This window comes from Cohnella sp. SGD-V74 (genome assembly GCF_003001675.1).
Classification (GTDB): Bacteria; Bacillota; Bacilli; order Paenibacillales; family Paenibacillaceae; genus Cohnella.
In genome coordinates this window covers 67,175-94,071 of sequence record NZ_PVYW01000030.1, presented here as the reverse complement: position 1 = coordinate 94,071, position 26,897 = coordinate 67,175, and the positions used below count along the sequence as shown (strand labels likewise).

The 26,897-nt window shown below is 56.1% G+C and carries 19 protein-coding genes; 10 read left to right on the top strand and 9 right to left on the bottom strand.

Annotated features, from left to right (window positions below; all coding sequences use genetic code 11):
• Positions 1-187: 187 nt before the first annotated feature.
• From B0G52_RS32440 to B0G52_RS32420, 5 genes are all read right to left on the bottom strand, one after another.
• Complete coding sequence (locus B0G52_RS32440; protein ID WP_094050586.1) at positions 188-1,390, bottom strand: trans-sulfuration enzyme family protein; 1,203 nt, start codon at positions 1,388-1,390, stop codon at positions 188-190.
• Between the two features lie 52 nt (positions 1,391-1,442).
• Positions 1,443-2,270: a carbohydrate ABC transporter permease gene (locus B0G52_RS32435; protein WP_094050585.1), complete on the bottom strand. Its 828-nt coding sequence runs from the start codon at positions 2,268-2,270 to the stop codon at positions 1,443-1,445.
• Position 2,271: 1 nt separating this feature from the next.
• Positions 2,272-3,201: a carbohydrate ABC transporter permease gene (locus B0G52_RS32430; protein ID WP_094050584.1), complete on the bottom strand. Its 930-nt coding sequence runs from the start codon at positions 3,199-3,201 to the stop codon at positions 2,272-2,274.
• A gap of 72 nt (positions 3,202-3,273) precedes the next feature.
• On the bottom strand, positions 3,274-4,626 hold the full coding sequence (locus B0G52_RS32425; RefSeq protein ID WP_094050583.1) for an ABC transporter substrate-binding protein: 1,353 nt from the start codon (positions 4,624-4,626) through the stop codon (positions 3,274-3,276).
• A gap of 163 nt (positions 4,627-4,789) precedes the next feature.
• Complete coding sequence (locus B0G52_RS32420) at positions 4,790-5,467, bottom strand: FadR/GntR family transcriptional regulator (RefSeq protein WP_094050582.1); 678 nt, start codon at positions 5,465-5,467, stop codon at positions 4,790-4,792.
• A 59-nt stretch (positions 5,468-5,526) separates the two neighbouring features.
• Here B0G52_RS32420 and B0G52_RS35775 point away from each other — a divergent pair, with 59 nt between their 5' ends.
• Complete coding sequence (locus B0G52_RS35775; protein WP_158223980.1) at positions 5,527-5,667, top strand: hypothetical protein; 141 nt, start codon at positions 5,527-5,529, stop codon at positions 5,665-5,667.
• Here B0G52_RS35775 and B0G52_RS32415 read toward each other — a convergent pair.
• Positions 5,640-8,804 (bottom strand): S8 family serine peptidase, encoded by a 3,165-nt coding sequence (locus B0G52_RS32415; protein WP_094050581.1) that lies wholly within the window; start codon positions 8,802-8,804, stop codon positions 5,640-5,642. The two genes, B0G52_RS35775 and B0G52_RS32415, sit on opposite strands and share 28 nt — an antisense overlap.
• A 330-nt stretch (positions 8,805-9,134) precedes the next feature.
• Here B0G52_RS32415 and B0G52_RS32410 point away from each other — a divergent pair, with 330 nt between their 5' ends.
• Positions 9,135-9,608 carry a MarR family winged helix-turn-helix transcriptional regulator gene (locus tag B0G52_RS32410; RefSeq protein WP_233163289.1) on the top strand — a complete coding sequence of 158 codons (474 nt, stop codon included), beginning with the start codon at positions 9,135-9,137 and terminating at the stop codon, positions 9,606-9,608.
• Between the two features lie 123 nt (positions 9,609-9,731).
• On the opposite strand, the gene lspA is transcribed toward B0G52_RS32410, so the two are convergent.
• Together lspA and B0G52_RS32400 are read right to left on the bottom strand one after the other, a co-directional pair.
• Entirely contained in the window at positions 9,732-10,184 is a 453-nt protein-coding gene (gene lspA / locus B0G52_RS32405; protein WP_158223979.1) for a signal peptidase II, read from the bottom strand.
• Between the two features lie 140 nt (positions 10,185-10,324).
• Complete coding sequence (locus B0G52_RS32400; RefSeq protein WP_158223978.1) at positions 10,325-10,879, bottom strand: hypothetical protein; 555 nt, start codon at positions 10,877-10,879, stop codon at positions 10,325-10,327.
• A gap of 190 nt (positions 10,880-11,069) precedes the next feature.
• Between B0G52_RS32400 and B0G52_RS32395 the strand changes: the two genes are divergently transcribed.
• The 7 genes from B0G52_RS32395 (at position 11,070) to B0G52_RS32365 (ending at position 25,144) form a co-directional block, all read left to right on the top strand.
• Positions 11,070-13,160, top strand: coding sequence for a GAF domain-containing sensor histidine kinase (locus B0G52_RS32395; protein ID WP_158223977.1), 2,091 nt, complete (start codon positions 11,070-11,072; stop codon positions 13,158-13,160).
• Between the two features lie 10 nt (positions 13,161-13,170).
• Positions 13,171-13,866 carry a response regulator transcription factor gene (locus B0G52_RS32390; RefSeq protein ID WP_094050577.1) on the top strand — a complete coding sequence of 232 codons (696 nt, stop codon included), beginning with the start codon at positions 13,171-13,173 and terminating at the stop codon, positions 13,864-13,866.
• An 82-nt stretch (positions 13,867-13,948) separates the two neighbouring features.
• Positions 13,949-14,512, top strand: a complete 564-nt coding sequence (locus B0G52_RS32385) for a cupin domain-containing protein (RefSeq protein WP_094050576.1) — start codon at positions 13,949-13,951, stop codon at positions 14,510-14,512.
• Positions 14,513-14,659: 147 nt separating this feature from the next.
• Positions 14,660-15,424, top strand: coding sequence for a nuclear transport factor 2 family protein (locus tag B0G52_RS32380; RefSeq protein WP_094050575.1), 765 nt, complete (start codon positions 14,660-14,662; stop codon positions 15,422-15,424).
• A 29-nt stretch (positions 15,425-15,453) separates the two neighbouring features.
• Positions 15,454-22,926, top strand: coding sequence for a fibronectin type III domain-containing protein (locus tag B0G52_RS32375; RefSeq protein WP_158223976.1), 7,473 nt, complete (start codon positions 15,454-15,456; stop codon positions 22,924-22,926).
• A 165-nt stretch (positions 22,927-23,091) separates the two neighbouring features.
• Positions 23,092-24,414 (top strand): sensor histidine kinase, encoded by a 1,323-nt coding sequence (locus tag B0G52_RS32370; RefSeq protein ID WP_233163287.1) that lies wholly within the window; start codon positions 23,092-23,094, stop codon positions 24,412-24,414.
• A gap of 31 nt (positions 24,415-24,445) precedes the next feature.
• Positions 24,446-25,144 (top strand): response regulator transcription factor, encoded by a 699-nt coding sequence (locus B0G52_RS32365; RefSeq protein ID WP_094050572.1) that lies wholly within the window; start codon positions 24,446-24,448, stop codon positions 25,142-25,144.
• A gap of 11 nt (positions 25,145-25,155) precedes the next feature.
• Here the strand turns inward: B0G52_RS32365 and B0G52_RS32360 are convergent, their stop codons facing one another.
• Entirely contained in the window at positions 25,156-25,728 is a 573-nt protein-coding gene (locus B0G52_RS32360; protein ID WP_094050571.1) for a Uma2 family endonuclease, read from the bottom strand.
• 190 nt (positions 25,729-25,918) lie between these two features.
• Between B0G52_RS32360 and B0G52_RS32355 the strand changes: the two genes are divergently transcribed.
• Complete coding sequence (locus B0G52_RS32355; RefSeq protein WP_094050570.1) at positions 25,919-26,848, top strand: RpnC/YadD family protein; 930 nt, start codon at positions 25,919-25,921, stop codon at positions 26,846-26,848.
• Positions 26,849-26,897 lie beyond the last annotated feature (49 nt).

Here is a 26,897-nt window from a genome sequence, read left to right as displayed (position 1 = left end):
TTGAGTGGCTAGAATGGAACTGTAAATATATGAAATCAAAGTAATAGGAATACAATCCAGTTCACTATGTGAGCATTTATGCAACGCTAGTGCGCTCAGCGGGCTTATCGGTTTCGCTCATTCTTAATCGCTGCCGGTCAAGATTAGCCCCCCGGAAAATGGATGCCCTTCTTTTTCAGCTCCTTTGTCACTGGCCGGAACGCCCAACCGCCGCAGCTTCAGCCGCCGCCGTCTGCGCCCACGCTTCGTCCAGATCGGGGATCAGATCGTCCGGGCTCTCCAGGCCGATATGAAGCCGCACCAGGCTGCGCGCGCCGGGAACCCCGTGATCGGCCGAGGTCGGGTTCGCGCTGACCAGCGATTCGAAGCCGCCCCAGCTCACCCCGATCTTGAAGTAGCGCAATCGGTCGGCCCACGACCGCATCGTCTCGTGAGACTCGGAGGACTCGAAGGAGAACAGGCCGCTTGTGCCGTCCATCTGCCGCTTGGCCAATTCATGCTGCGGATGCGAGGGCAGACCGGGATGGTTGACGCGCAGCACGTACGGCTGCCGGAGCAGATGCTCGGCGACCTTCAGCCCGCTGCGCTCGTGACGTTCCAGCCGAAGCGGCAGCGTTCGCAAGCCGCGCTCCACCTGCGCGGCCGTATGCGCCGTCATGATGCCGCCGAGCATCATGTATTCCCCTTCGGCGATTCGGCCGACCAGCTCTTTCGAGCCGCTGACGACGCCTCCCATGCTGTCGCTCTGTCCGGAAATGTACTTCGTGATCGAGTGAACGACCAGATCGATTCCGAGCGCCAGCGGACGCTGGAACACCGGAGTCGCCCACGTGCCGTCGATCACGGTGACGATGCCGCGGCTGCGGGCAAGCGCGGCGCAAGCGGCCAGATCCTGCAGCTGGAACAGCATCGTAGAAGGGCTCTCCAGATACAGCAGCTTCGTATTCGGCTGCAGCGCGGCTTCGATCGCCTCGAGGGAGCGGCCGTCTACGAACGTCGTCTCCACCTGGAACCGGGCCACATAATGCTGCAGGAAATGCCGCGTCGGCCCGTAAGCCTGATCGATGCAGACGACATGGTCGCCTGCCTTCACGTTCGACAGAATCGTCGACGAGATCGCCGCCATGCCGGACGCGAAGCATTTGGACATCTCCGCGCCTTCCAGCTCAGCCAGCTTGTCTTCGAGATACCGTACGGTCGGGTTGTTCCCCCTGGAGTAGACATGCCGCTGCTGTTCGTTCGCGTGCGCCTGCGTAAACCGTTCGTAGGTGTCGAAGGAAAACAGACTCGTCTGGTAAATCGGAATATGGATCGATCCGTGGTGCCTGGCATCGTACGGATCGTGCGCGACCGACGTGTGGAGCCGTTCTCGATGATTGTCCTTATGCATGATACGCATACCTCTTTCTTCACTAACGTCAGTGCTTGCCGGTTCGTTCAAGTTATCCTTTGACCGCGCCTTGCGTCAGTCCTTCGACGATATACCGCTGCGCGATCGCGAACAGCACGACGGTCGGAATGACGGACATCATCGTGCCCGCCGACATGGCGCCCCAATCGATGTCGAACTTCATGACGAACGAGTTCATCGCCACGGGCAGCGTCTTCAGCGCCTCATTATCGATGAACATGACCGCCATGAACAACTCATTCCAGTTCTGAACGAACGCGAAAATAAACGTGGCGGTAATGCCGTTCATCATCACCGGCAGAATGACGCGCACGAGCGCCGACAGCCGCGAGCAGCCGTCGATCATGGCGGCTTCCTCCAGGCTCTTCGGAATCCGCTCGAAAAAACCTTTCAGCAATATAGTCGAGAACGGGATCAACCCGACGGTGTACATCAAGATGAGCGAGAAACGCGTGTTGACCAAGTCCAGCCTTGTCATCATCATGTATAGCGGTCCCAGCGAGATGAATCCGGGCAGCATCTGGGTCAGGAAGAAGCCGAGCATGACCTGGCCGTGTCCCCGGAACGAGAACCTCGCCATGACGTAGGCGCTGAGCACGGAAATGACGGCGACGATCAGTGCCGCCGTGAGCGCCACGAGCAAGCTGTTAGCGATATAGATTTGAAACTTGGAAACCCGGATAATGTCGGCATAGTTTTGCCAAGTCAGAGTTTCCGGCCAATAGCGGATCGGGTACGTGAAAATATCCTTCTGCGGCTTGAGGGACGTGATGGCGATCCAGAGAAGGGGGAACACCATCAGCGCGAAATACACGGCCAAGGAGACGACTTTTAATCCTCTCAACGAATATCGCTTCATGCTAGAAATCCCCCAGTTTCCCGGCTTTCGTGACCGTCAAATAGAAGATCGTGTACAACAGCAGCAGGCCGATCATGACGAGGCCGATCGCGGAAGCCGCTCCGTAATCGCCGCCGTACATAATACGGTCGAGCATCAGCGAGGACAGAATGTGAGTCTTGCCCGCCGGACCGCCGTTCGTCAAGCCGTAGATGATCGCCGGATCGTTGAAAATCCAGATCGCCCGCAGCAACGTCGTTGTCAGCACCGTCGGCATAATATAGGGCAGCGTAATATTGAACAGCTTGCGAATCCCGCCTGCTCCGTCCATGCTGCCCGCTTCGTACAGCTCGGAAGGAACCGACTGCAGCGCGGCCAACAGCATGATCGCGAAGAAGGCGATACCGTACCAGACGTTGGCGACGATGACGGAGAACATCGCCCATTGCGGGTCCGACAGGAAGCCGATCCGCTCGTCGATCAGGCCCGTTCGCAGCAGCAGGTCGTTAATGACGCCGATCTGGGAGTTGAACAGCCACTTCCAGATCAAGCCGATCAGGAAGCCGGACAGCGCCCAAGGATAGAAAACGAAGCCCTGGAACAAGCCGCGCCCGCGAAACCTCTTGTTCAGCATCAGCGCGATCGCCAGTCCGATCACGAACTGGAAGATGAGCGACAAGAACACCCAGTACGCGCTGTTAGTCAGAGCATCGAGGAATTTGGGATCGCTGAAGATGCCCTTGAAATTGTCGAAGCCGATAAACCGAACGTTCGTCAGGTCGAACAGCGTATAGTTTTGGAAAGCCATCACAATTCCGCGCCCGAACGGGTAATACGTAAAGACTGCTACCAACAGCACGGCCGGCAGCAAGCTTAACGCGATGAACTTGCGAGACGAGTTGCGCGAGCCCGCCAACCGCCGCCTCGACAGGAAAGAAAGCCGACCGTTCATGAAGATCTCCACCTTTGATCGAGAAAGGTGACGATGGACGGCAGCCGCCGCCCATCGCCCGTCTGACAGAGCCTATTTGGCGTTGTAATTCTCTCTTTCCTTCGCCCAGTATTCGTCCCACTTTTTCAAAGTATCGTCGATGGACGCGCTGCCCAGAAGCATCGCTTGGCCAGTCTCCATGGCGACTTGCCCCCATTTGCCCGTACCCGGATATTTCGTGTTCGCTTTAAGATTGACGTACTCGTCCGGCTTGCCTCCCATCTCCAGCAGCGACTTGTACATCGCGTCCTGGAAGAACGGGTCTTCGCTTGCGCTCGTATGAATCGGAACGAGTCCGGTCGCTTTCGCGAATGCGGTGTTCTCCTCCGCTCCGGACAGGAACTGGATCAGCTTGAAAGCCGCGTCCTTATTCGGAGAGTAGCTGGTCACGCCCCAGCCTGCGCCGCCTGCGAACACGAACGACTTGCCGCTCGGCCCCTTCGGCATCGGCGCGGTGCCGACCGTGCTGATGTCCATTTTCTCCTTCAGCGACGGAATCGTATCCGGATCTTGCAGCAGCATGGCGGTTACGCCCGATGTAAAGGCTTGAACCTGCTCGGAGAATCCCCAGTTGATCGAATCCTTCGGCGAACCTTCCTTGAACAGCTTGACGTAGAGCTCCAGCGCCTGCTTGGCTTCCGGAGTAGAGAACATCGTCTTGCCGTCATTCAAGAAGTTCGGATCCTCATGGTCGATATTGTCGAAGTTGTAATTCTGGATGATCGCATCCGGCACGGCGTTGGCTCCCGAGCCTCCCCGGAAAGAGAAGCCGTAGCGATTCTTGTTCGGGTCCGTCAGCTTGATTGCGCTTTCAACAAGCTCTTCGTAGTTGGTGGGCGGAGTGAGCCCGGCGTCCTTGAACCAATCGGCGCGATAGAACAGCTGACGCTGATACATTCCGTTCGGAACGAAGTACAGCTTGTCGTCCAGCGAACCGACCGACTTGGATACGTCGGTGATCGTGTTGTATTCCGACCAACTGGCCACGTATTCGCCAAGCGGCTCGATGTAGCCGTTGTTGACGAATTCGGCTACCGTCAGGTCCCGTACCTCGAGCACGTCGAGATCCTGCTTGGCCGCCAGCATCGTCTTGATCTTGTTGTCGGCCTGATCGAACGGAGGCGAGATCAACTCGACCTTGATGTTCGGGTTTTGCAATTCGAATCTGGCTAGCATTTCCTTCAAGTAAGTCGTGCGGTCGGGACTCGTCAAGCTCTCGATCATCCGCAGCTTCACCTGTTTCTCCGCTGCGTTGCCGCTGGCGCCGCTGCTTCCGGAAGGCTCCGCTTTGCTGCCGCTGTTGCCGCCGCAGCCCGCCAGGACGCTGAACAACATCACCCCTGCTACCGTCCCCGTTAATGCCTTTGCCCTTTTCTTTACCGTCATCTCTTTTCGGCCTCCTTTTTCCAAATCGACCTCAAATGTACAGCAATCTGACAGTCATCCTGTCTGATAGGTATAAGTGTAAAGAAACTGTTAAATGGCGTCAATACTTATTTCTTGAATTGTAAAGCTCTGCTAGAATACGAGGGACGCAGAGCCGCGAGTTTTAATAGGTTTTGATAATTTCTTCGATCCGGTTCATCATCTTGTCGAATTCCGACAGCGCCTTCTTCGGATCGCGGGCGGCAATGCCCTCGAACATCGTGCGGTGATAAGGGTACGTCTCGTCGAACAGACGCTTGTCGCCGAGCGGTTCGTTGAAGAATTTCTCGTACATGCCGGAGATCGACTCAAGCACGCTGAATAGAATCGGATTGGACGCCGCGCGCATGACGCTGCGGTGGAACGCCAAATCGATTTTCGACGTGTCGAGGTCGGCTTCCCTCAGCTTGTCGTATTCGCGCAAAATCTCCTCCAGCTCCGCGACCTGGGCCGAAGTGATCCGCCTCGCCGCCAGTTCAACCGCTTTGCCTTCGAGAGCCCGCCGCACGTCCAGAATCGACAGCAGGAACCGCTTCTCGTTCTCTACTTTGACTTTGCCGGCGAAGCGGTAGGTGCCAACGTCGCGAACGAAGATGCCTTTGCCGTTGACGACGTTCACGATCTCGATCGTCTCCAGATGGCGAAGAGCCTCGCGCAGCGAAGAGCGGCCGACGCCGAACATCCTCGTCATTTCCTCGACCGAGGGCAGCTTGTCCCCTTCCTGGAGCTCTTTCTCTTCGATATATTTTTGAATTTCTTGAGACACCAGTTCGTGCATCAGTTGTTTGTGGATTTTCGCCATAGCCGGGTCACTCCTAGCCGAACGACTTAATTTCCTCGCCCTGATCAGGAGAATCATAGATGATCGAAGCGCACGTTGTCAAGACGGACGGGCTTGCGCCCGACAAGCGCGTCAGCCCGATGCGATTTCTACAAACCTGCAACGTATGGGAGCTGCACCGGAAGGCGGAGCACTATTCGTGCAGGCGATACGTGGAATAGATCCGGTACAGCATGACCGCCGCCTCGGCTCTTGTCGTCGATGAGCGCGGATTGAGCTTTCCTTTGTCGCCCGCGACATAGCCTTCCCGAATCAGCAACGCCAGGCTTGGCCGGGCATACCCCGCGATGTCGTTCGCATCGCTGAACGCGCTCAGCTCCGAAGATTCCTCCGCGCTACCTTCCCCTCCGGCTATAGCCAGCGCTTTGGCCGTCATGACGAACATGTCCTGCCTGGAGATCGGCTGGCCGGGGCTGAACAGGTTGCTGCCCGTTCCGGTCACAATTCCCAGCTTCTTGGCGATACCGATGGCCTGCTCGTAATACGCGCCTTGCGGAACGTCATCGAATCGACCGTCCGCGCCGCCTTCCACACTCGCCGACAATCCAAGCGCCTTCACCAGCATGACCAGGAAGTCGGCTCTCCTGACTTGGGCATGCGGGGAGTATGATTGGGCGGACGTGCCGTTGACAATCCCTTTGGAAGCCAGCACTTCGATCGGCTTTCTGGCCCAATTCACCCCTTCGAGGTCGTCGAAGGAGCGGCGAACGTAAGCGACGGCGTAGTCGCCGAAATGGGTGACGGAGAACGTCACGGTTCCGGTCGACGAATCGTAGCGGCCGCTGGGCACGGCGATTGCTTGTCCGTCCTTGTCGATGTAACGGATGACGAGGCGCTCCGGATCGGCCCGTTCCTCCGCGGTCGGCGAATACGGGATCGATATCGTCATGGGAGCATCCTCATTGCTCCAGGCATAGGGGAGGCTGTTCACCTTTAATTGCAGACGAATCTCGGGCCTGCCTCCGCTGTGCTCCTCCAAGGAAATGCTCCAAGCGGCTTTGCTCGCACCGTCCGAGGTCCGCAAGTTAAGCGCGTTGCCGGGTAATGTCAACGTTCCGGCCGGGGTTCGCAACCGGAGCCGGGTATCGGCCGGCAGAGCCGCCAAAGAGCTTGCCGACAAAGTCGTCTCATAGGTTCGTGCTCCGTCGATCGCGGGAATCTCGATCTCGATGATCTTCCCGCCGCTGCCGCTCTCGGCTTGGCCGATGGCCTCGCTCATCGTCGCTGCGTCGATTTCCGCCGCCGCCGTTCCGGTCTGGGAATCAAGCTTCGGCGGAGCGGTAATCGTACCGCCCGGGCCGACGGAAGGCGCCGGCTCCGATGTCGTCTTAGACGGCGGCGTCGAAGGCGCAGACGGTGTGGACGGTGTGGACGGAGTCGTCGGCGTTGGCGGCGGAGTTACCGTCTCGCCTCCGTCTGCTTCGGCCCTGTTTACCGTGATGTTGTAAGTTGCGGCTGCAATGCCGTCTTCGGCTGTGACCTTCACTTTGATTGGATTGTTGCCGACTTCGAGGGCGATCGATCCGTAGACCGAGCCGGTTACGCTCGCTCCGCCGTTAAGCTGCAGGGCGGCATTCGAATCGCTGGCCTCCGCCGTGACCTCGATTGCGTTCACGTCATTGGCTACGTCTACCGTATATTCGGTCTCTTCCGGCGCGAATGCGGGGCTTAACGCTCCGGCGCTAACGGATAAGGCGCTTAAGCTGGCAGTGTCGCTTCGCAATGTATAGGCGAAGGAGGAGGTTTTACTATGGAACTTACCGTTGGCGTATGCGCGAGCCCGTATCGTGACGGGCGTCTCCACCGCAATCGGTCCTTCATAACGGAAGCCGTTAACCTCCGTCGGTTCGCTGCCGTCGACCGTATAATAAATATCCGCATTCTCGGTGTCGGTGCTTAGCGCGACGGGCGTCCCTCTGGAGACGGCTCCGGATTCCGGCGACGCCGTTGCCGCGGATGCCCGGTTGGCGAGATAGGCGACCGAAGCCGCCGAATTCAACGTGCTGCCGAACTTGGTTTTGTCGGTCAGGGAGGCCAGCGGCGTCGCGCGATCGATCAGCAAGCCGATGACTTCGGCCGGCGTCAAGCTGTCGTCCAGGGCGTACAGCAGCGCCGCGGCCCCGGATACGAACGGCGCAGCCATCGATGTGCCGTTCATGTTGCAGTAGGGCGTACTCGCGCAGGTGCTCCGAATGCCGTCGCCCGGCGCGGTCATATAGATCTCGGGTTTTCCGTAATTCGAGAAGCCGGCCAGGTTGCCGACAGAGTTCAAGGCCGCCACCGACACGATGTTGGGCAAGGCCGGATAACTTATTCCTCCCTGTTCGTTGTACACGGTAAAGTTGGCCGGGAAGACGGAGAATTCGCCATTGTCCATCCCGTCGTTGCCGGCCGCGGCGACGAACGTAATATCCGGGTGGTCCCGGATCAGCTCGTACATTAAGCGATCCAGGAAGCCGCCTCCGAAGCTCATGTTGACGACTTTCGCACCGCGTGCCGCAGCCAATGCGATGCCCTCGTAGATGGCGACTCCGTCCATGTAAGCATTGCCGTCTTCCTTGGCCTTGATCGGCAAAATACGGACGGATGGAGCTATGCCCGCTATCCCGATTCCGTTGTTCGCCGCGGCCGCGATAATGCCGCTTACATGGCTGCCATGGTTATCGGTGTCCATCGGTTGATTCACGTTATAGTTTGCATTAGGGACAAAGTTGGTGCCGTTAAGCTCGGTCAGTTGTCCTTGAAGATCCGGGTGGTCGTAATTGACGCCGGAATCGATGACCGCGACGATGATGTCCGGATTTCCCGTCGTATAGGTCCAAGCCTCCAACGCGTTTACGCCGTATGTATCGGTATGCATTCCCCACTGGGCGGCCCAATCGGCGTCGTCGGGAGCATCGTCTGGAAATCCGGTCAGTCGGTATATGAAGTTCGGCTGCACGTACTCTACCCGAGGGTCGTCCTGCAAAGCCGCGACCGTCTCCAATACCTCTCCGCCCGTCTCATAGACAGCGGCTCCGTTGGCCAACTGCTGCGTTTGATTCAGTTCGATACCCGCTTGTTCGGCCGTCGACTCGAAGGAAAGCCCCGACATTAAGCCTCGTGCCGAACGCTGCTCCTTGAACTTGACGATGACTTCTCCCGGTACGTATTCCGTATCGGACAGGCCGGCCCACACCGTTCCGGCTTCTTCCGCCGCGTAGGCGGTGTTTGGCGCAGCCATTGCCGCCGTCATTCCGAGCAGCATGCTGAAGACTATCGTCCATACCGCTATTCGACCGAATCTTCTTTTCCCCATTGTGCCCTCCCGCAGGCTGGATTAAGGTTATCCGCAAGATTGATAGATTAGTAGGCAAGGCAGCTCCGTTTTCATTGACGATTCAGCAAGTATACAATTCGCTATCCTTATCTGAACCGTCTCCGACAAAACGCATTCATCGTCCCAAGGACGTCTAAGGCGTTTTGCTTGCGTATAGTCTTTATTCTAATTTAGATGAGTTTGCCAGGACAACCGTAGAATCATTCTCTTCATCAAATCCACCGTTGTGAAAATAGTTGCAATGGCCTCCTGCGCGCAGTATTCTTGAGTTAGTTGCAATAACACTCTATTGACGAAGGAGGGAGTCGTTTGACTGAACGCCAAAAGCCGGCCGCAGCCGGGAAGGACGCAACGGAATCCCACGGTCCGTATATTTCGGCGATTTATCGCCACATGCAGGTGTTGATCTCCGGCGAGCTTGCTCCTTATCGAATCGGAAGCGGGCAATACATCTTTCTGATGGCGATAGCGTCCAAGGAACCCCTCACTCAGAAAGCGCTGAGCGAGAGACTGCTGATCGACAAGACGACGACCGCCAAGGCGATCGCCAAGCTCGAAGCCGAAGGATACGTGCGGAGAGAAGCGGATCCGGCCGACAACCGTTATCAGCTGCTTTACTTGACGGAAGCGGGACGCGAAGTCGTTCCGAAGGTGCAGGAGGCGCTCGGGCGCGTCAAGAATCAGACCCGCAAGGGCATTTCCGACGAACGGTATGACCAGTTGTTGGAGTTGCTGAAGATCGTGCTTCGCAATCTGAGCGAACGGGATAGACCAGAGGAGTAATGGAGTAAAAAAAGAGTTGCGAGGATGGCTGCACGGGAAAGGGGAGCCTGAAGCCCAAGCGGCCAATGCGGTCGTCGTTAACGATCACATTGGCGTGTGCGGAGTACTGATCTGTTGCCGAAGCTAAGCGGCTTTTGCCGGTCTAAACGCTTGAACGATCTGCTGAACGATCAGCAGCAGCACCCCCGCGAACACCCAGATATCCGCGAAATTCATCGTCGCCATTTCGGAGAAATAGAGGAAGTCGGTCACCTGATTGTACAGGAGCCGATCGATGGCGTTGCCGAGCGCGCCGCCGATGATGAGGGCTGTGCAGACCTGCACGAACGTTCCGCGCAGCTTGCCCTTCTGCCGCATGTAGATCGCCGCGGCCGTCAGCGCAAGCACCAGAACGGCAAGGGCTCTTCCCCACCCGTGGAACAGGTTGCCGGTAGAGCCCGTGTTGACGAGGTGGATCAGCTTGAAGCCGATGCCCGGAATTTCTGCCGTCTGTCCCAGCTCGAGCTGCATGCGGATCGCGACCTTGGTCGCGATATCAATGACCAGAGCCGCCGCGATAATCAGATAGAAGTACATCGCAATCTCCTTGTACTTTAAGACTTGTCGGATGAGGTATGTTTTCCTCATTAACGTACTCTATTTCTCCTTATCTTTCAATCCAAGGCTCCAGAGATGGCAGATGAGGGCTTCTTCTCCGATGCGCAGGGACGTTCCGATTACGAGTCGGCCTGCCGCAGCTTTCCCCTCCAGATGCAGTAACCCGTACCGACGTAAGTCAATCCCCAGAACAGCGCGAAAAATTTGTACTCCGCAATGGGAACGAACATGAACAGCAGCATGAGGATGAGAAGACCCACGATCCAGCGCGGAAACACCTTGGCCCGATAGGTGACGAATGCGAACAGCACGGTGCCTCCCGTCAAGGCGGCCAGGCTGATCAGCGACGACGCCATAACCATCGGGGCTTCGCCGGACAATTGCGACGGGTCGGTTACGGCAAAGGTGGAGAAGACGAACGCCGCCGTCATGATATTGCCCAGCGTGATGGACAGGACGCTGATCAGGCCGAGCGCGCCGCTTTCCTTTGCCTGCACGGTGTAAAACACAATCGAGCCAATCGACATCAGGATGCAGGCAATATAGCCGCATACGAGCTCGGGCAGGCTGTCCGTTCCCCAGATCAACGCCGTCGGCGTCATGCCCATGCGGGCTGTCCCGGCCAATAGACAGATGATAGCCAACCATTTGATCGATCTTGCGTCAATGCTCACAGTAAATCGACTCCTTTGTTTTCGTCTGCCCCTAATCTTATTCGCCGCTCCGGTCGTTCGAAAGAGGAGGCCCTTATCCTTCGGCAGGAAGATCGGCTCCCGGTTTCGGGAGCACGGGAAAAAATCGGGAAATTCACGCAGTGCACGCTCGGATAACCCGGGAAAGCCTTATAATAGAAGCATGAAAACGATGCGAATTCTGCGGCTGCTCGTCGGCCTCTTCTTCGCGGCGACAGCCGCCTTGTATGCGAAAGCAATACCGGCCTATTACGATGCGCTTCTGGCGCAATGCTTTGCCGACGGTTGCGGCCTGTCCGTGCCTCCGCTTGCCTTTGGCGGGGGGTTCCTGACCGCTCGCACGACGGCGGCCGCCCTCGTCGCGATCGATTGCGCCTTGACCGCGGCTTACTATGCTTCCGCAGCGACTCTGCTGTGGAAAGGCGCCCGCGAGCCGATGGGCATCGTGGCGGCGCTGGCGATGGTATCGTTCGGCACGTCGTTCCCGGTGCTTGCGGTTGTGGGCACCGCTCCCGAGTCCTGGACGAGGCTGTGGTTCGACGGAGTATCGGCGATCGGCTGGATTTCCCTGTCGCTGTTTTGTCTGCTGTTCCCCAACGGCCGGTTCGCTCCTTCGTGGTCTCGTTGGGCTTTGCTGCCGGTGACCGCATTCGTTGTCGCGAACCTCGCATACGGGGGGAACTTCTGGGAGAGCGCAGGCTGGCCGGATTATTGGCAATTGATCTGGTTTCTGTGCTGGATGGGCTTGCTTATCAGCGCCCAAGCTTACCGGTTTCGCCGCGTCTCGTCGCCCGCCGAGCGTCAGCAGACGAAGTGGGTCGTCTACGGGGTCGCCGTCGGAATTGCCGGCTACTGCTTCGTCACTATGCTGTTCGAGCCGGAATTCCATCAGGGCAGAGCCTCGTACTTCATCGGACTGAATGCCTCGCTTCATCTGGTGCTGTCCGCCATTCCGGCAACGCTCACGCTGGCTGTGCTGCGCAAAAGGCTGTGGGACATCAATCCGCTCGTAAACCGGACGATCTTGTACGGAGCGCTCACCGTCTGCGTGGTGCTGATCTACACGGCGATCGTCCTGTACTTGGGCGCTCTGATCGACCATCGCAACGACTATATCGTCTCGCTGATCGCGACCGGCATCGTGGCCGCGGCATTCGGCCCTCTCAAAGAGCGGCTGCAGCGGCTGGTGAACCGTTGGATGAAAGGGCGCCACGACGATCCTTACGCCGTGCTGCTGGAGTTGGGAAACCGTATGATGCAGCCGATTACACCGCAAGAGATGCTGGAAGCGGCCGCCCGCCAAGTGAAGGAGGCGCTTCGCTTGCCCTACGCCGGCATTGCCGTCGGCATAGCCGGGCAGGAGACGCTGCTGGCGCAGGCCGGAGCGCTTCGCGAACGATCCGCGGCGCAGGCGTTCCCCATCGTGCTGCAAGGGAAGACTCTCGGCACGCTGTATGCAGCCTGCCGTTCGGAAGGAGAAGCTTTCTCCGCGGAAGACGAGATTTTCCTGCAGGTGCTGCTGCGGCATATCGCGCCTATCGTCAACAATGCCGATATGCTGCGGAGCATGACGAGATTGGCCGAGGATTTGCAGGATTCGCGCGAGCGGCTGGTTCTTGCCAGGGAAGAAGAGCGGAGGCGGCTGAGGAATAACCTGCACGACGATCTGGCGCCGAAGCTGGCCGCCTTGGCGCTTCACGCGGCGACCGCGCGCAAGTTCGTGGACAGGGATCCCGCCGCCGCGTCGGCCATGCTGGATGAGCTGGGAGGCATGATCCGCGCCTCCGTCGAGGATATCCGGACGCTCGTTCGCGACATGCGGCCGACGGCGCTGGACCAGCTGGGGCTGATAGGGGCGATTCGCGCCCGGATGGAGGAGATGGCCCACTCCGCCGCGCTGATCGCGGGCGCCGGGGAGCGGCCGGGCCCGGAGTTCCGGTTCGAGCCGCCGGAGACGCTGCCCGGACTAAGCGCCGCGGTAGAGGTCGCCGTCTATCGCATCGTCACGGAATCGATCGTCAACGTCGTCAAGCATGCTCAGGCCCGCGTATGCGAAATCCATCTCAGCCTCGACGGAGACAGCCGGCTGAGAGTCGAAGTGACCGATGACGGCATCGGCGTAGCGAGCCGGTCCGATTACGGGACGTCCGGCGGAATCGGGCTGCTGTCCATCCGGGAACGGGCTGCCGAGATCGGCGGTGAATGCGGCATGGACCGGCCGGCCGGCGGAGGTACCCGCGTATGGGCCTTACTGCCTCTATAGGAGTGGGATTATGAAAATTATCATCGCCGAGGATCACCCCATGTTTCGAAGCGGGGTGCGAAGATTGCTGTCGACTACCGAAGATTTGGAGGTGGTCGGAGAAGCATGCAGCGGGGAGGAAGCTGTCGAATTAACCGAGCGGCTGCAGCCCGATCTCGTGCTGATGGATATTCGCATGCCCGGCATGAACGGCATTGAAGCGACGCAGGTGATCAAGGAGCGGTGTCCGTCCGTATCGGTGCTTATGCTGACCATGTACCGCGACGACCACTCGGTGTTTGCCGCGCTGCGGGTCGGAGCCAGAGGCTACGTGCTGAAGGATGCGGAGGAAGAGGAGCTGCTTCAGGCGATCCGCATGGTCGGCAGCGGAGGAGCCGTGTTCGGTACGGGCGTCGCGGAGCGCATGATGCGGCATTTCGCGGCGCAGGCCGCTCCGTCGCAGCCGACAGCCGAATCCGGCACGGGGGAAGACGATCCGGCCGCGGCAGCGGAACTGTCCGCGATTCCGATCTTCGAGGAATTGACCCGTCGGGAAGCGGAAGTGCTGATCCGGATCGCCCGCGGCGACACGAATGCCCAAATCGCCGAGCGTCTGCAGATCAGTGCGAAGACGGTGGCCAACAACGTCTCCAACATTTTGAACAAGCTGCAGGTTATCGATAGGCGCGAAGCGCGCCGGCTCGTGCAGAAGTATCGTTTGACGTAATCGATGCGGCAGCCGCGTGCGAAGGGAGCAGATTTCGCCCATAGGCATATGATGGATTTATCAACCTATGGAGGGAAATCAAATGTATCTTGCCCCCGTCGCTTATCCGACCACCGCCGGCATTAACGCTCCGTACTATTACTACGGCTATGCGCTCGGATACCCCGCTGCTTACCGATATCCCGGGACTTATCCATATCCCTCGGCGCATCCGGGAATCACGCGTTCCGAAGACAGAATCGTGTTGAAGGATTACGGGAAGGAGCCGTTAGCCATTGATATCGAGGAGGCCGCGGAGCAGAACGACGCTTACCGAACCGCGCTATGGACGGGAGATCATCTGCAAGTCACCTTGATGAGCATCGGCGTCGGAGGCGACATCGGTCTGGAGGTACACCCGGACACCGACCAGTTCATTCGAATCGAAGAGGGACGAGGCGTCGTCCGGATGGGGAAGGACAAAGACAGGCTGGATAACGTGCAGCAGATTTCCGAGGGCTACGCCGTCATGGTACCCGCGGGAACTTGGCACAACCTCATCAACACGGGAGACGAACCGTTGAAAATCTATACGATCTATGCGCCGCCGCATCATCCGCCGGGCACCGTTCACAAGACGAAAGCCGAAGCGATGGCTGCGGAATAACGGATAGAAGGGCTGTCCCATAGCCAATGAACCCGAACTACTCTCAATACTGAGTAGTTCGGGTTTTGTTTTATATGCTTATAATCACTGGGGGGGGAAGACCCGACATGAACTTAACTTAAATCGCCAATAGGAGAGTGGATCAAAATGAAGTTGGATCAGAAGTTGAATCACAGGTACAAATTCAATCATATCGGTCTTGTTACCGATCAGCCGCGCCGCGGCGAGATTTTCAATGCCGGAACCGGCGTGTGGGTCACCGATCCGGGGCAGGATCGATACGCGATTGAGTGGCTGCGCTTCTCGCCGGAGTCCGCCGGCAACTGGGGACCGCTCAGCTCGAACCCGCATATTTGCTTTGAGGTGGATAACATCGAAGCGGCCGTACGGGGGCATCAAGTCTTATACGAACCGTTTGATTACATCGCCGGGAAGGTTCGAGCGGCATTCGTGGTCCATGACGGCGCCTGCATCGAGTTTATCCAGTACCTTGTACCCGGCATTGATTTATGGGAGGAACTGCGCAAGCAGGCATCCGCTTCACCGCAGCCGGGTCCGTTTAACGCGGAAGAACTGTTGGCGATTGTGGATCGGCAGGATACGAAGGCTTATCTCGAGCATTATTGGGAAGACGCCTCGTTTACGTTTGCCAATCTCCCACCGGCTGTCGGCAGAGAAGCGATTAGAGGCCTGGTGGACGGCATTTTCTCCAAGGTAACCTCGCTCTCGCACGATCGATTGGAAACGTATGTGGTCGATGATGGCCGGATTGTCGTATCCAGCGGAGTCGTGACCTACACGCGGCACGACGGCGTACGGAAATCGTATCCGTTCTCGGGAACCTACAAGCTGGAAGGAGGGAAAATCAAACAATATCAGTCTTATATCGACAGTCATGATTTGTTTGACTAGATACATGCGGAAAGGAGGGACAGATGGTTATGCGTTGGATCAAATGGCTGTGCATGCTGCTGATCGTCAGCATTGCAGTGCCCGCACCGCTGTCTAACTGGCAGAAGACGGACGCCAGCAGACTTGGAGGCAGCATTATACTGAAGCTGGATGCTTCTTATTACAAGGTGGAAGAAGGAAAAACGACGCTGATGACCGTGACCGCCCGCGGTGTGGGTGGCAACACCGATGTAACCGGCCAGGCCGATTATCAGGTATCCGATGCCCAGATTGCGACAGTTGCGAACGGCGTCATCACGGGCAAGAAGGCCGGCTTGACGACGGTGACCGTCCAATATGACGGCTTGACGGAAGTGGCGGTCATTCAGGTTGACAAACCGGATACAGGTAAAATTGTGCTGGATTCGAGCAAATACGTGTTAAGGATTGGACAAAAGCAACCGTTCACCGTTATGCTGCATCGGAATGGCGTGAAAACAGACGTAACGGCGGACGCAGCGTTCGCTATAAGCAATCCTTTGGTAGCAAGTGTAGAGCCGGATGGAGAACTGAAAGCCCACAAGTTCGGTTTGACGTTGCTGACCGTCACCTACGACGGGCTTAAAGCAAGGGCGCTCATATCCGCGAAGAACAGCAGCGACACCAAACGTCCCGTCGCGCCTAGCGGTCTGTCCGCTGCGGTCGGCGATTCGCAGATTGCGCTGTCTTGGCATGCAAATACGGAGAGCGATCTCGCCGGTTACTTGCTCTATGTCTACGAAGACGGGGACGACGCTTGGCATGTGTATGAGGATGCGGGACGTGCCACGGAACGGATCCTGAACGGTTTGACGAACGATACGACGTATCGTTTCGCTCTCTCCGCTTACGACATCAACGGCAATGAATCTTCTCTCTCGGCAACGGTGTCGGCGACGCCGGAAAGCCCTCGGGATACGGTTGCTCCTGAAGCGCCTGCGGGTTTGGTTGCTGTCGCGGGCACCCATGAGGTCGGATTGTCCTGGACGGCAAACGAGGAGCCGGATTTGGGCGGCTACAAAATCTATCAGTCCGTCGATCAAGGGAACACCTGGAGCGAGACGGCAGACGCCGGGAATACAACGTCCTATACCGTAACCGGACTCACGAACGGGGATGCGTATTGGTTTGCCGTGTCTGCCTACGATCTGAGCGGCAATGAATCCGATCGTTCCGATTATGCGGAAGCGACGCCGAATGCTGCTGAGGATACCGTTCCGCCGGCGGTTCCGGGCGGCCTCGGGGCCGTATCCGGCAACGGAGAAATCGCTTTGTTCTGGACGGCGAATATCGAAGAAGATTTGGACGGTTATATCGTATACCGCTCCACGGACGGGGGCGCAACGTGGGACGGGGGAACGGAGATCGGTCCTGCCGCATCCTATACTGTTACCGGACTGACGCCGGGACACACGTATACGTTTGCCGTGACGGCAATAGATGCCAGCGGCAACGAGTCGGACAAATCGGCGGCGATCTCGGCGGTTCCTTCCACGATGACGGTTCCCGCACTTCCAGACAACGGCATTGCGCCGTTCATCGATACGATCGACTTCCTGTACACCGGCGATGAGCCGATTCAAACCGGCGTTGCGGCAGATGTCATGAAGCCCGAGCGCGTAGCCGTGCTGCGCGGCATTGTAACCGATGAAGACGGTCAGCCGCTTCCAGGAGTGCAAGTGACGATTCTGAATCGCCCGGAGTTCGGACAGACGCTGACCCGGATCGACGGAACGTTCGATATGGCGGTGAACGGCGGCGGAATACTGACGGTCGATTACGAGCGGGAAGGCTATATGCCGCTGCAGCGGAAAGTGCTGGCGCCATGGAAGGAATATGGCTGGCTTCCGGACATTGCAATGAAGCCATACGATACGCAAGTGACGACCATTCAGATGGATGAGCCGACCGAATATCAGGTGGCTCGCGGCAGTGTCGTGACGGACGAAGCCGGTTCGCGGCAGGCTACGATTCTGTTCGCTCCGGGAACGACCGCTACGATGACAATGCCGGACGGGACGACTCAGCCGCTGGACAGCTTAAATGTGCGTGCCACTGAATACACAGTTGGCGATCGAGGACCGGCCGCAATGCCGGGAGAATTGCCGACATTCGTCGGGTATACCTATGCGGTAGAGCTGTCCGTTGACGAAGCAGTTGTCGCTGGCGCGACGGAAGTGAGGTTTAATCAGCCGACTTATCTGTATGTCGACAACTTCCTGGAGTTTCCGGTCGGCGGAGCTGTGCCAATCGGCTACTATGACAGGAAGCAAGGAGTATGGGTCCCCTCCGAGAACGGGCGTATCGTCCAAGTGGTTGAAGTAAGCAATGGCATGGCCCAGCTCGATGTGGACGGTGACAATGTAGCCGACAGCGGCACCAAGCTGACAGCACTTGGGATCACTGATGCGGAATTGCAGCGTCTGGCCGAAATGTATACCGAAGGCCAATCCTTCTGGCGCTCGCCGATCAATCACTTTACGCCATGGGATTGCAACTGGCCGTACGGTCCGCCGGACGATGCTGAAGCGCCGCCTACAGATAATGATAAAGACAATCGGAACAACAAAGAGGGACGCGAAGATCCGTGCAAGAAGAAAGGTTCGATTATCGGCTGCGAGAATCAGTCGCTAGGTCAGTCGATTGAAATTCCCGGCACGAGTCTAACAATGTATTACAGCAGTGACCGGACGCCTGGTTATCGCAGCCGCTCCACGCTGGAAATTCCGGTAACGTCCGATACGATGCCGGGTTCGCTGTTGGGCATTCAATTGGAGATTGTCGTACAAGGCAAGCGTATATTTGTTCCGTTGTCACCGACACCGAATCAGGTGTACACGTTTGAGTGGGACGGTAAAGATGGCTATGGGCGTTCCTTATACGGAAGATATTCGGCAGATGTCAGCATCACTTATATTTATCCAGCGCAATTTTATGCATCTCCAACCGAGTTTAACTCTTCATTCGGTAGAATTGGAACGGGCACTAAAATAGGTCGTAGTAGCCAAGACGGGCGGAATCTGACGCTAACCACAAGCTATCGAACGGATATCGAAAGTCCGCTCAATCCGTATGAAGAACAAGGAATCGCGGGCTGGAGCCTGAATGCGCATCACTTCTTCGACAAAGAAGGGCGTACTGTGTTCACCGGATTTGGCGAGACGAAATTACCGTCCGATGACGCAACGACGGCTGCTTGGTTCTCCGGCGATAACTTTGGTACGGGCACGGGGGACGGAGGTCCGGCGCCAGAAGCTAATTATTACATCGTCGGTGATGTCGTTCCGCATCCAGACGGAAGTCTACTCATTGTTGAGACAGGAACTAATCGCGTACGCAAAATCGGCACGGATGGTATCATTACGACATTTGCCGGTAACAAGCAGCAAGCGAGCGGTACCAATGGAGACGGCGGCCCTGCAGCGGATGCGAGAATTAATAGCCTGAGATCCGTCGCGATTGGCCCGGACGGAGCAGTCTATATTGCGGAGGCGTACGCGATCCGGCGCGTGTCGCCGGACGGGATCATTACTACGATAGCCGGAGGGGGAACCTATAATTCCAACCAACGTTATGTGGATGACATTCCGGCATTAGGCGCTTCGATCGAGGTGAGAGATGTCGAGATTGGCCCAGATGGAACGATTTATTTCCTGGATAACTATTTGGAAGTGGTAACTATGCGTTATCGCCCGTATATTCGTAAGATCGATCCGGACGGTATGCTTACGACGATCGCAGGTCGCGGTAACAGCAAAGACGACAATATCCTGATTAGCAACAAGTATTTGGTGGTACAGGATATTGCTATTGCACCGGACGGGACGTTGTATGTTCTGCACGAGGATCAATTGGAGTCGACTTCTCCGAAATACTTGCGTAGCTTCGTTCTGAAGGTCGGTCAGGACGGAATTGCCCGGCGCATCGCCGGTTCGTTAACGGCGCCGGCCCAGCGAGTGGATTTGCTTAACGGAAGCTATCGATTCGGGCAAGCCGATGTGGACGGTCCTGCTACCGACGCTTTCTTCCGTGCTTTTCGGCTTGCGCTAGCGCCAGACGGCAGTATATATATGTCGGATACGTATTTTAATCGAATATTGCGAATAGACAAAAATGGATATTTGACCACAAGAGCGGGCAATCCATATGCCGATTGCAATATGATCGATGTATTCCCTGAGAAAAGCCCGTTAGCTTCAACGGCTAACATCGGCTGTCCGCAATATGTAGCTGTCGGTCTTGACGGCACATTGTATTATAGTCCATCGCTGAATGCGTCAGTATACTACTGGCATATTAATGCGATCAGTCCGTATCAGCCGGGCGATCAAGCCAGTTGGGGAGCTTCGAGCGGCAGCTTCCGGGTTCCAAGCGAAGACGGATTGCAGCTTTACGAGTTCGACCTGGAATCGGGCAGACATGTCCGCACACGGGATGCGCTGACCGGTGTGATCGCGCACACTTTCCATTATGACAACAAGGGCCGACTGATTTCGCTGCGAGATACTTTTAACAACGAGATTGTGATCGAGCGGAATAATGCAGGAACGCCTGTGGCGATCGTCGCTCCCGGCGGGCAGCGCACCGAACTTTCCGTTAATGCCAATGGAGAACTGACAACTGTAACAATGCCCGGAGGCCGCGCCTACAGCATGACTTATGATGATCACGGACTGATGCAATCGTTCCGGGGCCCGAATGGGATGACAACTACGTACACGTATGACGCGAGCGGTCTGCTCAGCGGCGGGCAAAGCCCGGTGTATGGAACGATGACGATTACCCGTCAAGTGAGCGATAATAAGCTGACCGTGACGATGACGCGCGGGGAGCAAGCAACGTCCAGCTATTCGATCGAATCGCTCGACAACGGCGACATGCGCCGGGAGACGATCGGGTCGGGCGGAGTGACGACGGTAGCGATTATTAAAAAGGATGGCAGCGGGGAAACCCACTATCCGGACGGAACGATCGTTACAACGGTGCCAGGACCGGACCCACGCTGGGGAATGCGCGCGCCGCTGCTCGCAAGTCTCACCATCCGTTCCCCACAAGGACGGGAAGTCAAGATCAACGAGCAAAGAGGCATGACGCTTGCGGATGCGGATGATCCGCTTAGCATGCTAAGCTATACGGAATCCATGACGAAGAATGGAAGTACAACAACGGTTCAGTACGATCTTGTCCAAAGGAAGGTTACCCAGACAACGGCTGAGAACCGTCAGGTTGTTTTCCATCTGGATGAATTTGGCCGCACAATTAAGAAGGAATTCCCGGCTCAATCGCTCGCGCCTGTCGAATATGTATACAATGCCCAGGGGCGCGTATCTTCGATTATACAAGGGCAATATTCGCTAGATTACGCGTATAACAGCGCGCTTCAACTGGTCAGCATGACGGACAATACCGGTCGTCAGGTGAAGTATGTGTATGATGCGTTCGGCGATATCGTCGAAGTCGAATGGCCGGATGGCAGGAAGACGACCATGACCAGAGACGCAAGCGGCAATACGACGGCCTTCGCGATGCCAAGCGGCACGCAGCATAAGATGGGGTACAATGCTGAAGGCCACATGACCACATTCGTGGCGGCGGGCGGAACGGCCCCCATCGAGCAAATCTTTAACCTGAACGGCGAACTGACCGAGACGATCTATCCAAGCGGCAGTCTGGTTGCGAATACGTTCGACAGCTTAGGAAGGATGGCAACAAGTAATGATTCTTTAATCAATCGCACCTTCACTTATGCCGACGACACGAATCGGCTGAAGCAGATGTCGGCCGCTTCCGCCGCATCGGGATTGCCGGCGCAATCGCTTGAATTCAGCTATGACGGCTCCGATGTGACGCGAACGATATGGCAAGGCGCGGCCAATGGAACGTTCGATTATACGTACGATGCCTTGTCCAACGTGACCGCCATCGACTTCAGCATTCCGGGCAATGGCTTTACAAGCCATACGGCATTGATCTGGGATAAGGAAGACCGGATTACAAACTACGGCTCCCAAGTCTTCCATTACAATGGACCTGGCGGCATGCTGAGCAGCGTGGAGGACAACGGCTCGACGACGGCGTATGCGTACGATGAATATGGCAGACTGACAGAACGCCGTCTCACGGTTAGCGGGCAATTGCAGTATGAAGTGAAGCTGCAATACGATGCGACCGGCAAAGTGAAGCAAAAAACGGAAACGACAGCACAAGGCGCCGCGACGTATCTCTACGATTACGACGTTAACGGTCAATTGACGGAAGTACGGCTGGGCAATACGGTCACTGCCTCCTATTCCTATGCTGCCAACGGAAACCGCCTATCGCACGCGGAGAACGGAGCGGCTGAGGAATGGGCGGCTTACGACCAGCAGGATCGGCTGACGAGCCGAGCCGGCATCGATTATGTGTACAACGAAGACGGGTTCATGACGCGGCGAGGCGACGATACGTTCACGTACAGCGCACGCGGCACGCTGGAGAAAGTGGATGTTGGGGGCGAGGTCACGACCTACGCATACGATGCGCTCGGACGCAGAGTCGCCCGCACAGATGCATCCGGCACCACGCAATATTTGTACGGAATTCCCGAATCGGTGATGATCCTTACCGCCTCCGTCGATCCGACAGGCGTAGTGACAGAATATTACTACGATCGGGCAGGCATGTTGACCGGAATGAAACGGAACGGGGAGCTGTATCCGATCGCCGTCGATAACGTTGGCACGCCGAAGGTGATTACCGACAGTTCCGGTCAAGTGGTGAAGGAATTAAGCTACGACAGCTTTGGCGTCCAGCTTAGCGACTCCAATCCGGCGTTCGAGTTGATTTTCGGTTATGCCGGAGGGTTGGAGGACGAGGCGACGGGGCTTGTCCGGTTCGGCTTGCGCGACTACGAGCCGGAATCCGGGCGCTGGACGGCGCGCGATCCGATCCTGCTTCAGGGAGGCCAGGCCAATCTGTACGTCTACGTCGGCAACGACCCGATTCAGTACCGCGATCCATTGGGGTTGTTCTGTATCGGCGCTACCGCTTACGCAGGCGTCGGAGGCGGCGTGAAATTTTGCATGGCGTTCGGCGGCGCTTCTCTCTGCAGTGAACTGGGCTTCGGAGCCGGAGGATCGTTCGATCTTAGTTTGTTCGAGAAATTCCAGGAGACGGATAATTTTGGCTTCGATGCTACAATCAGCGCTTCCTACGGTCCGGGCAAACTTACGACCGGCTTCAAGGGGAATTACGATATCGGCAACGCCTGTGCCAAAACCGGAGGAGCCTTTAAATTATCGCTTGGTCCGGTAGAACTGGATTTTCTGGATCTTCCAGGTTCTACGTTCGGACAGGGAATGCCTGAGATTAAGGAAAAGAAAGATCCGCTAACCTTATTCAAGGAGGCATGGGACGATCAGAAAAAGCTGAATAAAGAGAATGGCGGTGTAACGATCGGAATTACGGCCGCTGCGAAAGGATATACTTGCGCAAGATTGTATTAGCCAGACGGAAGATGGGGCGATAACCGCCCCATCTTCTTATGGTGCTCTTCTCTCTCTGACCCTATCGTTTGTTATTAATTCCCATGATATAATACAGACGTTTAGGGTCGGAGATGGGGAGAGGGGATTGCCATAACCTCATTTTTATTGTTCTTAGGTAAAATATTGGTCGCATGGCTGCTGTTTCGCGATCGGGATGACCGTGCCAAACGGTGGGCTGCATGTTTTGTTTTGTTCGCTGCGGGGTTCGATGTTCGGGAATTGGTGGAGCAATGGATGGCTCGAATGTCCGACGACTCGGCGTGGCTTTCGATCGCGGACGGTTTGCAAGCCGGAATATGGTACATCTGCGATCTGGGGATGGTATACGTACTGATTCCTTGCGGGTTCGCTTTTGGTTCCGCTTACAGCCGCCGAGCACGGCGCAATGTGGCGCTCCTGGCATTACTTCCGCCGCTTGCGCTCATCGGAATTGTAGGGTCGGGGGCGGAGAGCTTCATCTATGAAGACGCCAGGCTGGTGTATGCTTGCGGAGCTTCTCTGATTGCCGCCGCGCTTATGATCCGCTTTACAATTCGTGAGCCGAGCCGCAAGGAAAAGACGATGAAACTGGCCGGCGCATTGATTTTGATTCCCAATATGGCGCTTGTCATCTTTATTCGACACGGCGATTTTATGCCTTTTATGAAGGAATATCGGTATGCAATCGGCGTCGGGGTAGTGGCGTGCACGGTAGCCATTATTTTTGTATTGGCGTTCTACAGCGGCTTGCTGGGATTCCGTCTGCGTTTTGAACGAGAGGGGTTATCTCAGGCCTACAGGGCAGCGGCAACCGGCGCAGGGATGATGAATCACGCGATCAAAAACAAGCTGCAGCTTATTGAAATGCTGGGCGGACGCCTGCATGCCGCTGCCGGAGATAATGAGCAAGCACAGCGCGACGCATTGGCGATTCAGCTGGAAATGAGCGAGTTGATGGATATGGTCGATCGTATCCAATATCGCGTTCGTGAGATCCGATTAATAGAGTCCGTATTTCTTCTTCAGGAACTGATCGAGCATCTGCTTTCTACCTATCAAGAAAGAGCCCTCCGTCAGGGCGCAGTGCTGACCACTGGCAACGTGTGTTCAGTGCGGATTAAGGGAGATCGCCTTCATCTTCAGGAGGCAATCGGCAATATTGTACAGAACGCTCTGGACGAAGTCCCCGAAGGAGCGGGTGTTGTCATTATCAGCGCTCGGCAAAAAGGGCGCTTCCTGCAAATCCAAATCAGAGACAACGGTCCGGGCATTGCGCCGGAGCTTGCCGAACGTATTTTTGAACCGTTTTATTCCGGTAAAAAACAGGCGGACAGCTACGGACTTGGTCTTGCTTATGCTTATACGGCTGTCGATAAGCACGGCGGCTCGATTGCGGTTCATAACGTTCCGAAAGCAGGCGCCAATTTTATAGTGCGGTTGCCCGCTTGGCGGATCGAGAGCATTTGAATCCTGCAAGGTCGAGAACAGGAGGCGACTTATGTCCCAATCTGCTTCCCCTATTTCTATTCTAATATGCGACGATGACAAATCGTTCAGCTTGTTGCTTACCGAATTTCTGCAGCCCTATTCCGATCTGCATGTGGTCGGGATTGTTCATTCCAAGCGTGAGTTGATGGAACTGCTTGCCGAGAACGCGGCTTGTGCAGATGTGCTGCTTCTCGATATGTGTCTTCGCGAGGAGGGACTGGGAGGGCTGGATATTCTGATGGAATTGCAGCAGGTCGCGCCGCAGCTCAAAACGATTGTTTTATCGTCTTTCGACGAGGAAGAAACCGTTGTGCATGCCCTGTCGTTCGGTAAAGCGATGAATTATATCCCCAAGCGTCATTACCGCGACTTGCCCGCCAGTATACGGCAGGTTGTCCACCACGGCTCCGGCTTGCATCCTTCCGCGGCCTCTCGCGTCTTGCAGCATTTGAGCGCATCGGGGAAACAGCAAATCCGCCGAAAGGTTACCGACAGACAGTTAGCCATATTACGTATGCTCGATCAAGGGATGAACCGTCGGGACATTGCGGCGGCGTTATTTTACACGGAGCAATCCATCAATAATGAGTTATGCAAAGTATCGACCTTGTTGAAGGGGACGTTTCCTTATTTGCAATGGCTGCGGCTCAAAAAACATAATACGGCCGAGATTTTGCAATTGGCGCGGCAGTTGGAGATATTGCCTTGACTGGAGGATCGCTAAGTCCATATTTCGTTCGCATGAATGACGAAGTCTGGAAAAATCGAAACAGGGATCGCGTCATCTACGCTGTAAGATTCGAGTAACTCATACTTGCCGTTCTCTGACAGCGTATACACCGTAACGATCTTTTCCGAGGGGTACACGATCCAGTATTCTTTTACGCCGGATGCTTCATAAAGCGACTTCTTTGTCGAAATGTCCAGTTTGAGACTGCCCGGCGAAATAATCTCGACAACAAGATCCGGCGCCCCCTTGCAGCCACGTTCGTCCAGCTTGGATACATCGCATACAACCGTAATATCCGGCTGTACGACCGTATCGGTATCTTCGTCCGCCACACCGGGCTTCGGCAGACGGACATCGAAGGGAGCGGGGTAAACTTCGCATGTTTTGCCGCGAAGATAGGTTGCAAATCGAGAGCTTAATTCCATGAGTATTTTTTGATGTATCCGCGAAGGAGCAGGGGTCATATTGTAGACGTCACCATCGATCAACTCGACCCGCGCGCCTTCCGGCCATCGCAAGTATTGCCGATAAGTCAGCTTGGGTTGTTCTAGTGGCTTGCTCATCTTCGTCCTCCATTCGGAAAATACTCTTATTCCCATTATAGCATAGATCGTAAAACGCCAACCGTAAGCGGATAGCCTGACAAAGAAATGCTTATCGCAGATCAGAAAACGGCTAGTCGTGATCAGGCATCCCTCGACTCTCTTCAATGGACCCCATTGATTCGTCATTTGCTGAGGGGGAGGAAGGCCAATGGGTGCAGGTATAGACCACGATCGGTTGTACAAGGAACTGCTGCAAACTTTTTTCAAAGAGTTCATGGAGCTGTTCTTTCCGAAGGTATCGGCGATGATCGACTATTCGCATGTGAAGTTTCTGTCTGAGGAGGTTTTTTCGGATCTGGTTGGGGGAACGACGGAACGGATCGATCTGGCTGTTGAGACAATGCTGATGGAGGATGGAACAAAGGGGGCTGTGTCGTGGAATAGAGCACTGATCATTATCCACCTGGAACCGCAATCCTATCATGAAGATGACTTTCCCGAGCGGATGTTCCTGTATTCCAGCAAGCTGTACGACAAGTATCGCCGGCGCATTCTGCCGATTGCGATCTTCAGCCATAGACGTCAGGCACAAGAGCCTTCGGGGTTCGGCTGGGCTTTTCCATTTCTGAAGGTGATGACTTTCCGCTATTATGTGGTACAGTTGCGCAAGAAGGGCTGGCGGCGGTTTGTGCGAACGAACAATCCGGTAGCTGCTGCGCTCTTGAGCAGTATGGGATATAATAAGAAGGAACGTGTTGCGGTAAAGTTTGAATTTCTACGGATGGTTACGCGACTGGAATTAGACCCTGCGAGGATGAAACTGCTGACGGTATTTTTCGAAACATATTTGCCGTTGACGGAAGCGGAGAATGAACAGTTGGCGAAGAAAATAGAGCGGACGGAATTGGAGGAGGCTGCGGTTATGGAGTGGTTAACTTCCTGGGAGAAGAAAGGTATGGAGAAGGGTTTGGAGGAAGGGCTAGAAAGAGGAATGGAAAAGGGAATGGAGAAGGGCATGCTGAAAAGCAAAGAGGAAATCGCCGCCAAAATGCTGGCAAAAGGGCTTGACCCGGCAATGGTGGAAGAAATGACCGGGTTGCCGGCGGAGCGAATCGATGAGCTTAAGACATCGGTGTAAGAGCTAAGTCTGGTAGTAGGCTCATACCCGAGCAACGACACAGCCGGGA

Bases quoted from the DNA above. Each gene is read 5' to 3' on its own strand.
- B0G52_RS32355 (WP_094050570.1), top strand. From the start codon at position 25,919: ATGGGTGCAGGTATAGACCACGATCGGTTGTACAAGGAACTGCTGCAA.
- B0G52_RS32375 (WP_158223976.1), top strand. From the start codon at position 15,454: ATGCGTTGGATCAAATGGCTGTGCATGCTGCTGATCGTCAGCATTGCA.
- B0G52_RS35775 (WP_158223980.1), top strand. From the start codon at position 5,527: ATGATCGAAGCGCACGTTGTCAAGACGGACGGGCTTGCGCCCGACAAG.
- lspA (WP_158223979.1), bottom strand. From the start codon at position 10,184: ATGTACTTCTATCTGATTATCGCGGCGGCTCTGGTCATTGATATCGCG.
- B0G52_RS32390 (WP_094050577.1), top strand. From the start codon at position 13,171: ATGAAAATTATCATCGCCGAGGATCACCCCATGTTTCGAAGCGGGGTG.
- B0G52_RS32440 (WP_094050586.1), bottom strand. From the start codon at position 1,390: ATGCATAAGGACAATCATCGAGAACGGCTCCACACGTCGGTCGCGCAC.
- B0G52_RS32420 (WP_094050582.1), bottom strand. From the start codon at position 5,467: ATGGCGAAAATCCACAAACAACTGATGCACGAACTGGTGTCTCAAGAA.
- B0G52_RS32360 (WP_094050571.1), bottom strand. From the start codon at position 25,728: ATGAGCAAGCCACTAGAACAACCCAAGCTGACTTATCGGCAATACTTG.
- B0G52_RS32425 (WP_094050583.1), bottom strand. From the start codon at position 4,626: ATGACGGTAAAGAAAAGGGCAAAGGCATTAACGGGGACGGTAGCAGGG.
- B0G52_RS32430 (WP_094050584.1), bottom strand. From the start codon at position 3,201: ATGAACGGTCGGCTTTCTTTCCTGTCGAGGCGGCGGTTGGCGGGCTCG.
- B0G52_RS32435 (WP_094050585.1), bottom strand. From the start codon at position 2,270: ATGAAGCGATATTCGTTGAGAGGATTAAAAGTCGTCTCCTTGGCCGTG.
- B0G52_RS32385 (WP_094050576.1), top strand. From the start codon at position 13,949: ATGTATCTTGCCCCCGTCGCTTATCCGACCACCGCCGGCATTAACGCT.
- B0G52_RS32395 (WP_158223977.1), top strand. From the start codon at position 11,070: ATGCGAATTCTGCGGCTGCTCGTCGGCCTCTTCTTCGCGGCGACAGCC.
- B0G52_RS32380 (WP_094050575.1), top strand. From the start codon at position 14,660: ATGAAGTTGGATCAGAAGTTGAATCACAGGTACAAATTCAATCATATC.
- B0G52_RS32365 (WP_094050572.1), top strand. From the start codon at position 24,446: ATGTCCCAATCTGCTTCCCCTATTTCTATTCTAATATGCGACGATGAC.
- B0G52_RS32415 (WP_094050581.1), bottom strand. From the start codon at position 8,804: ATGGGGAAAAGAAGATTCGGTCGAATAGCGGTATGGACGATAGTCTTC.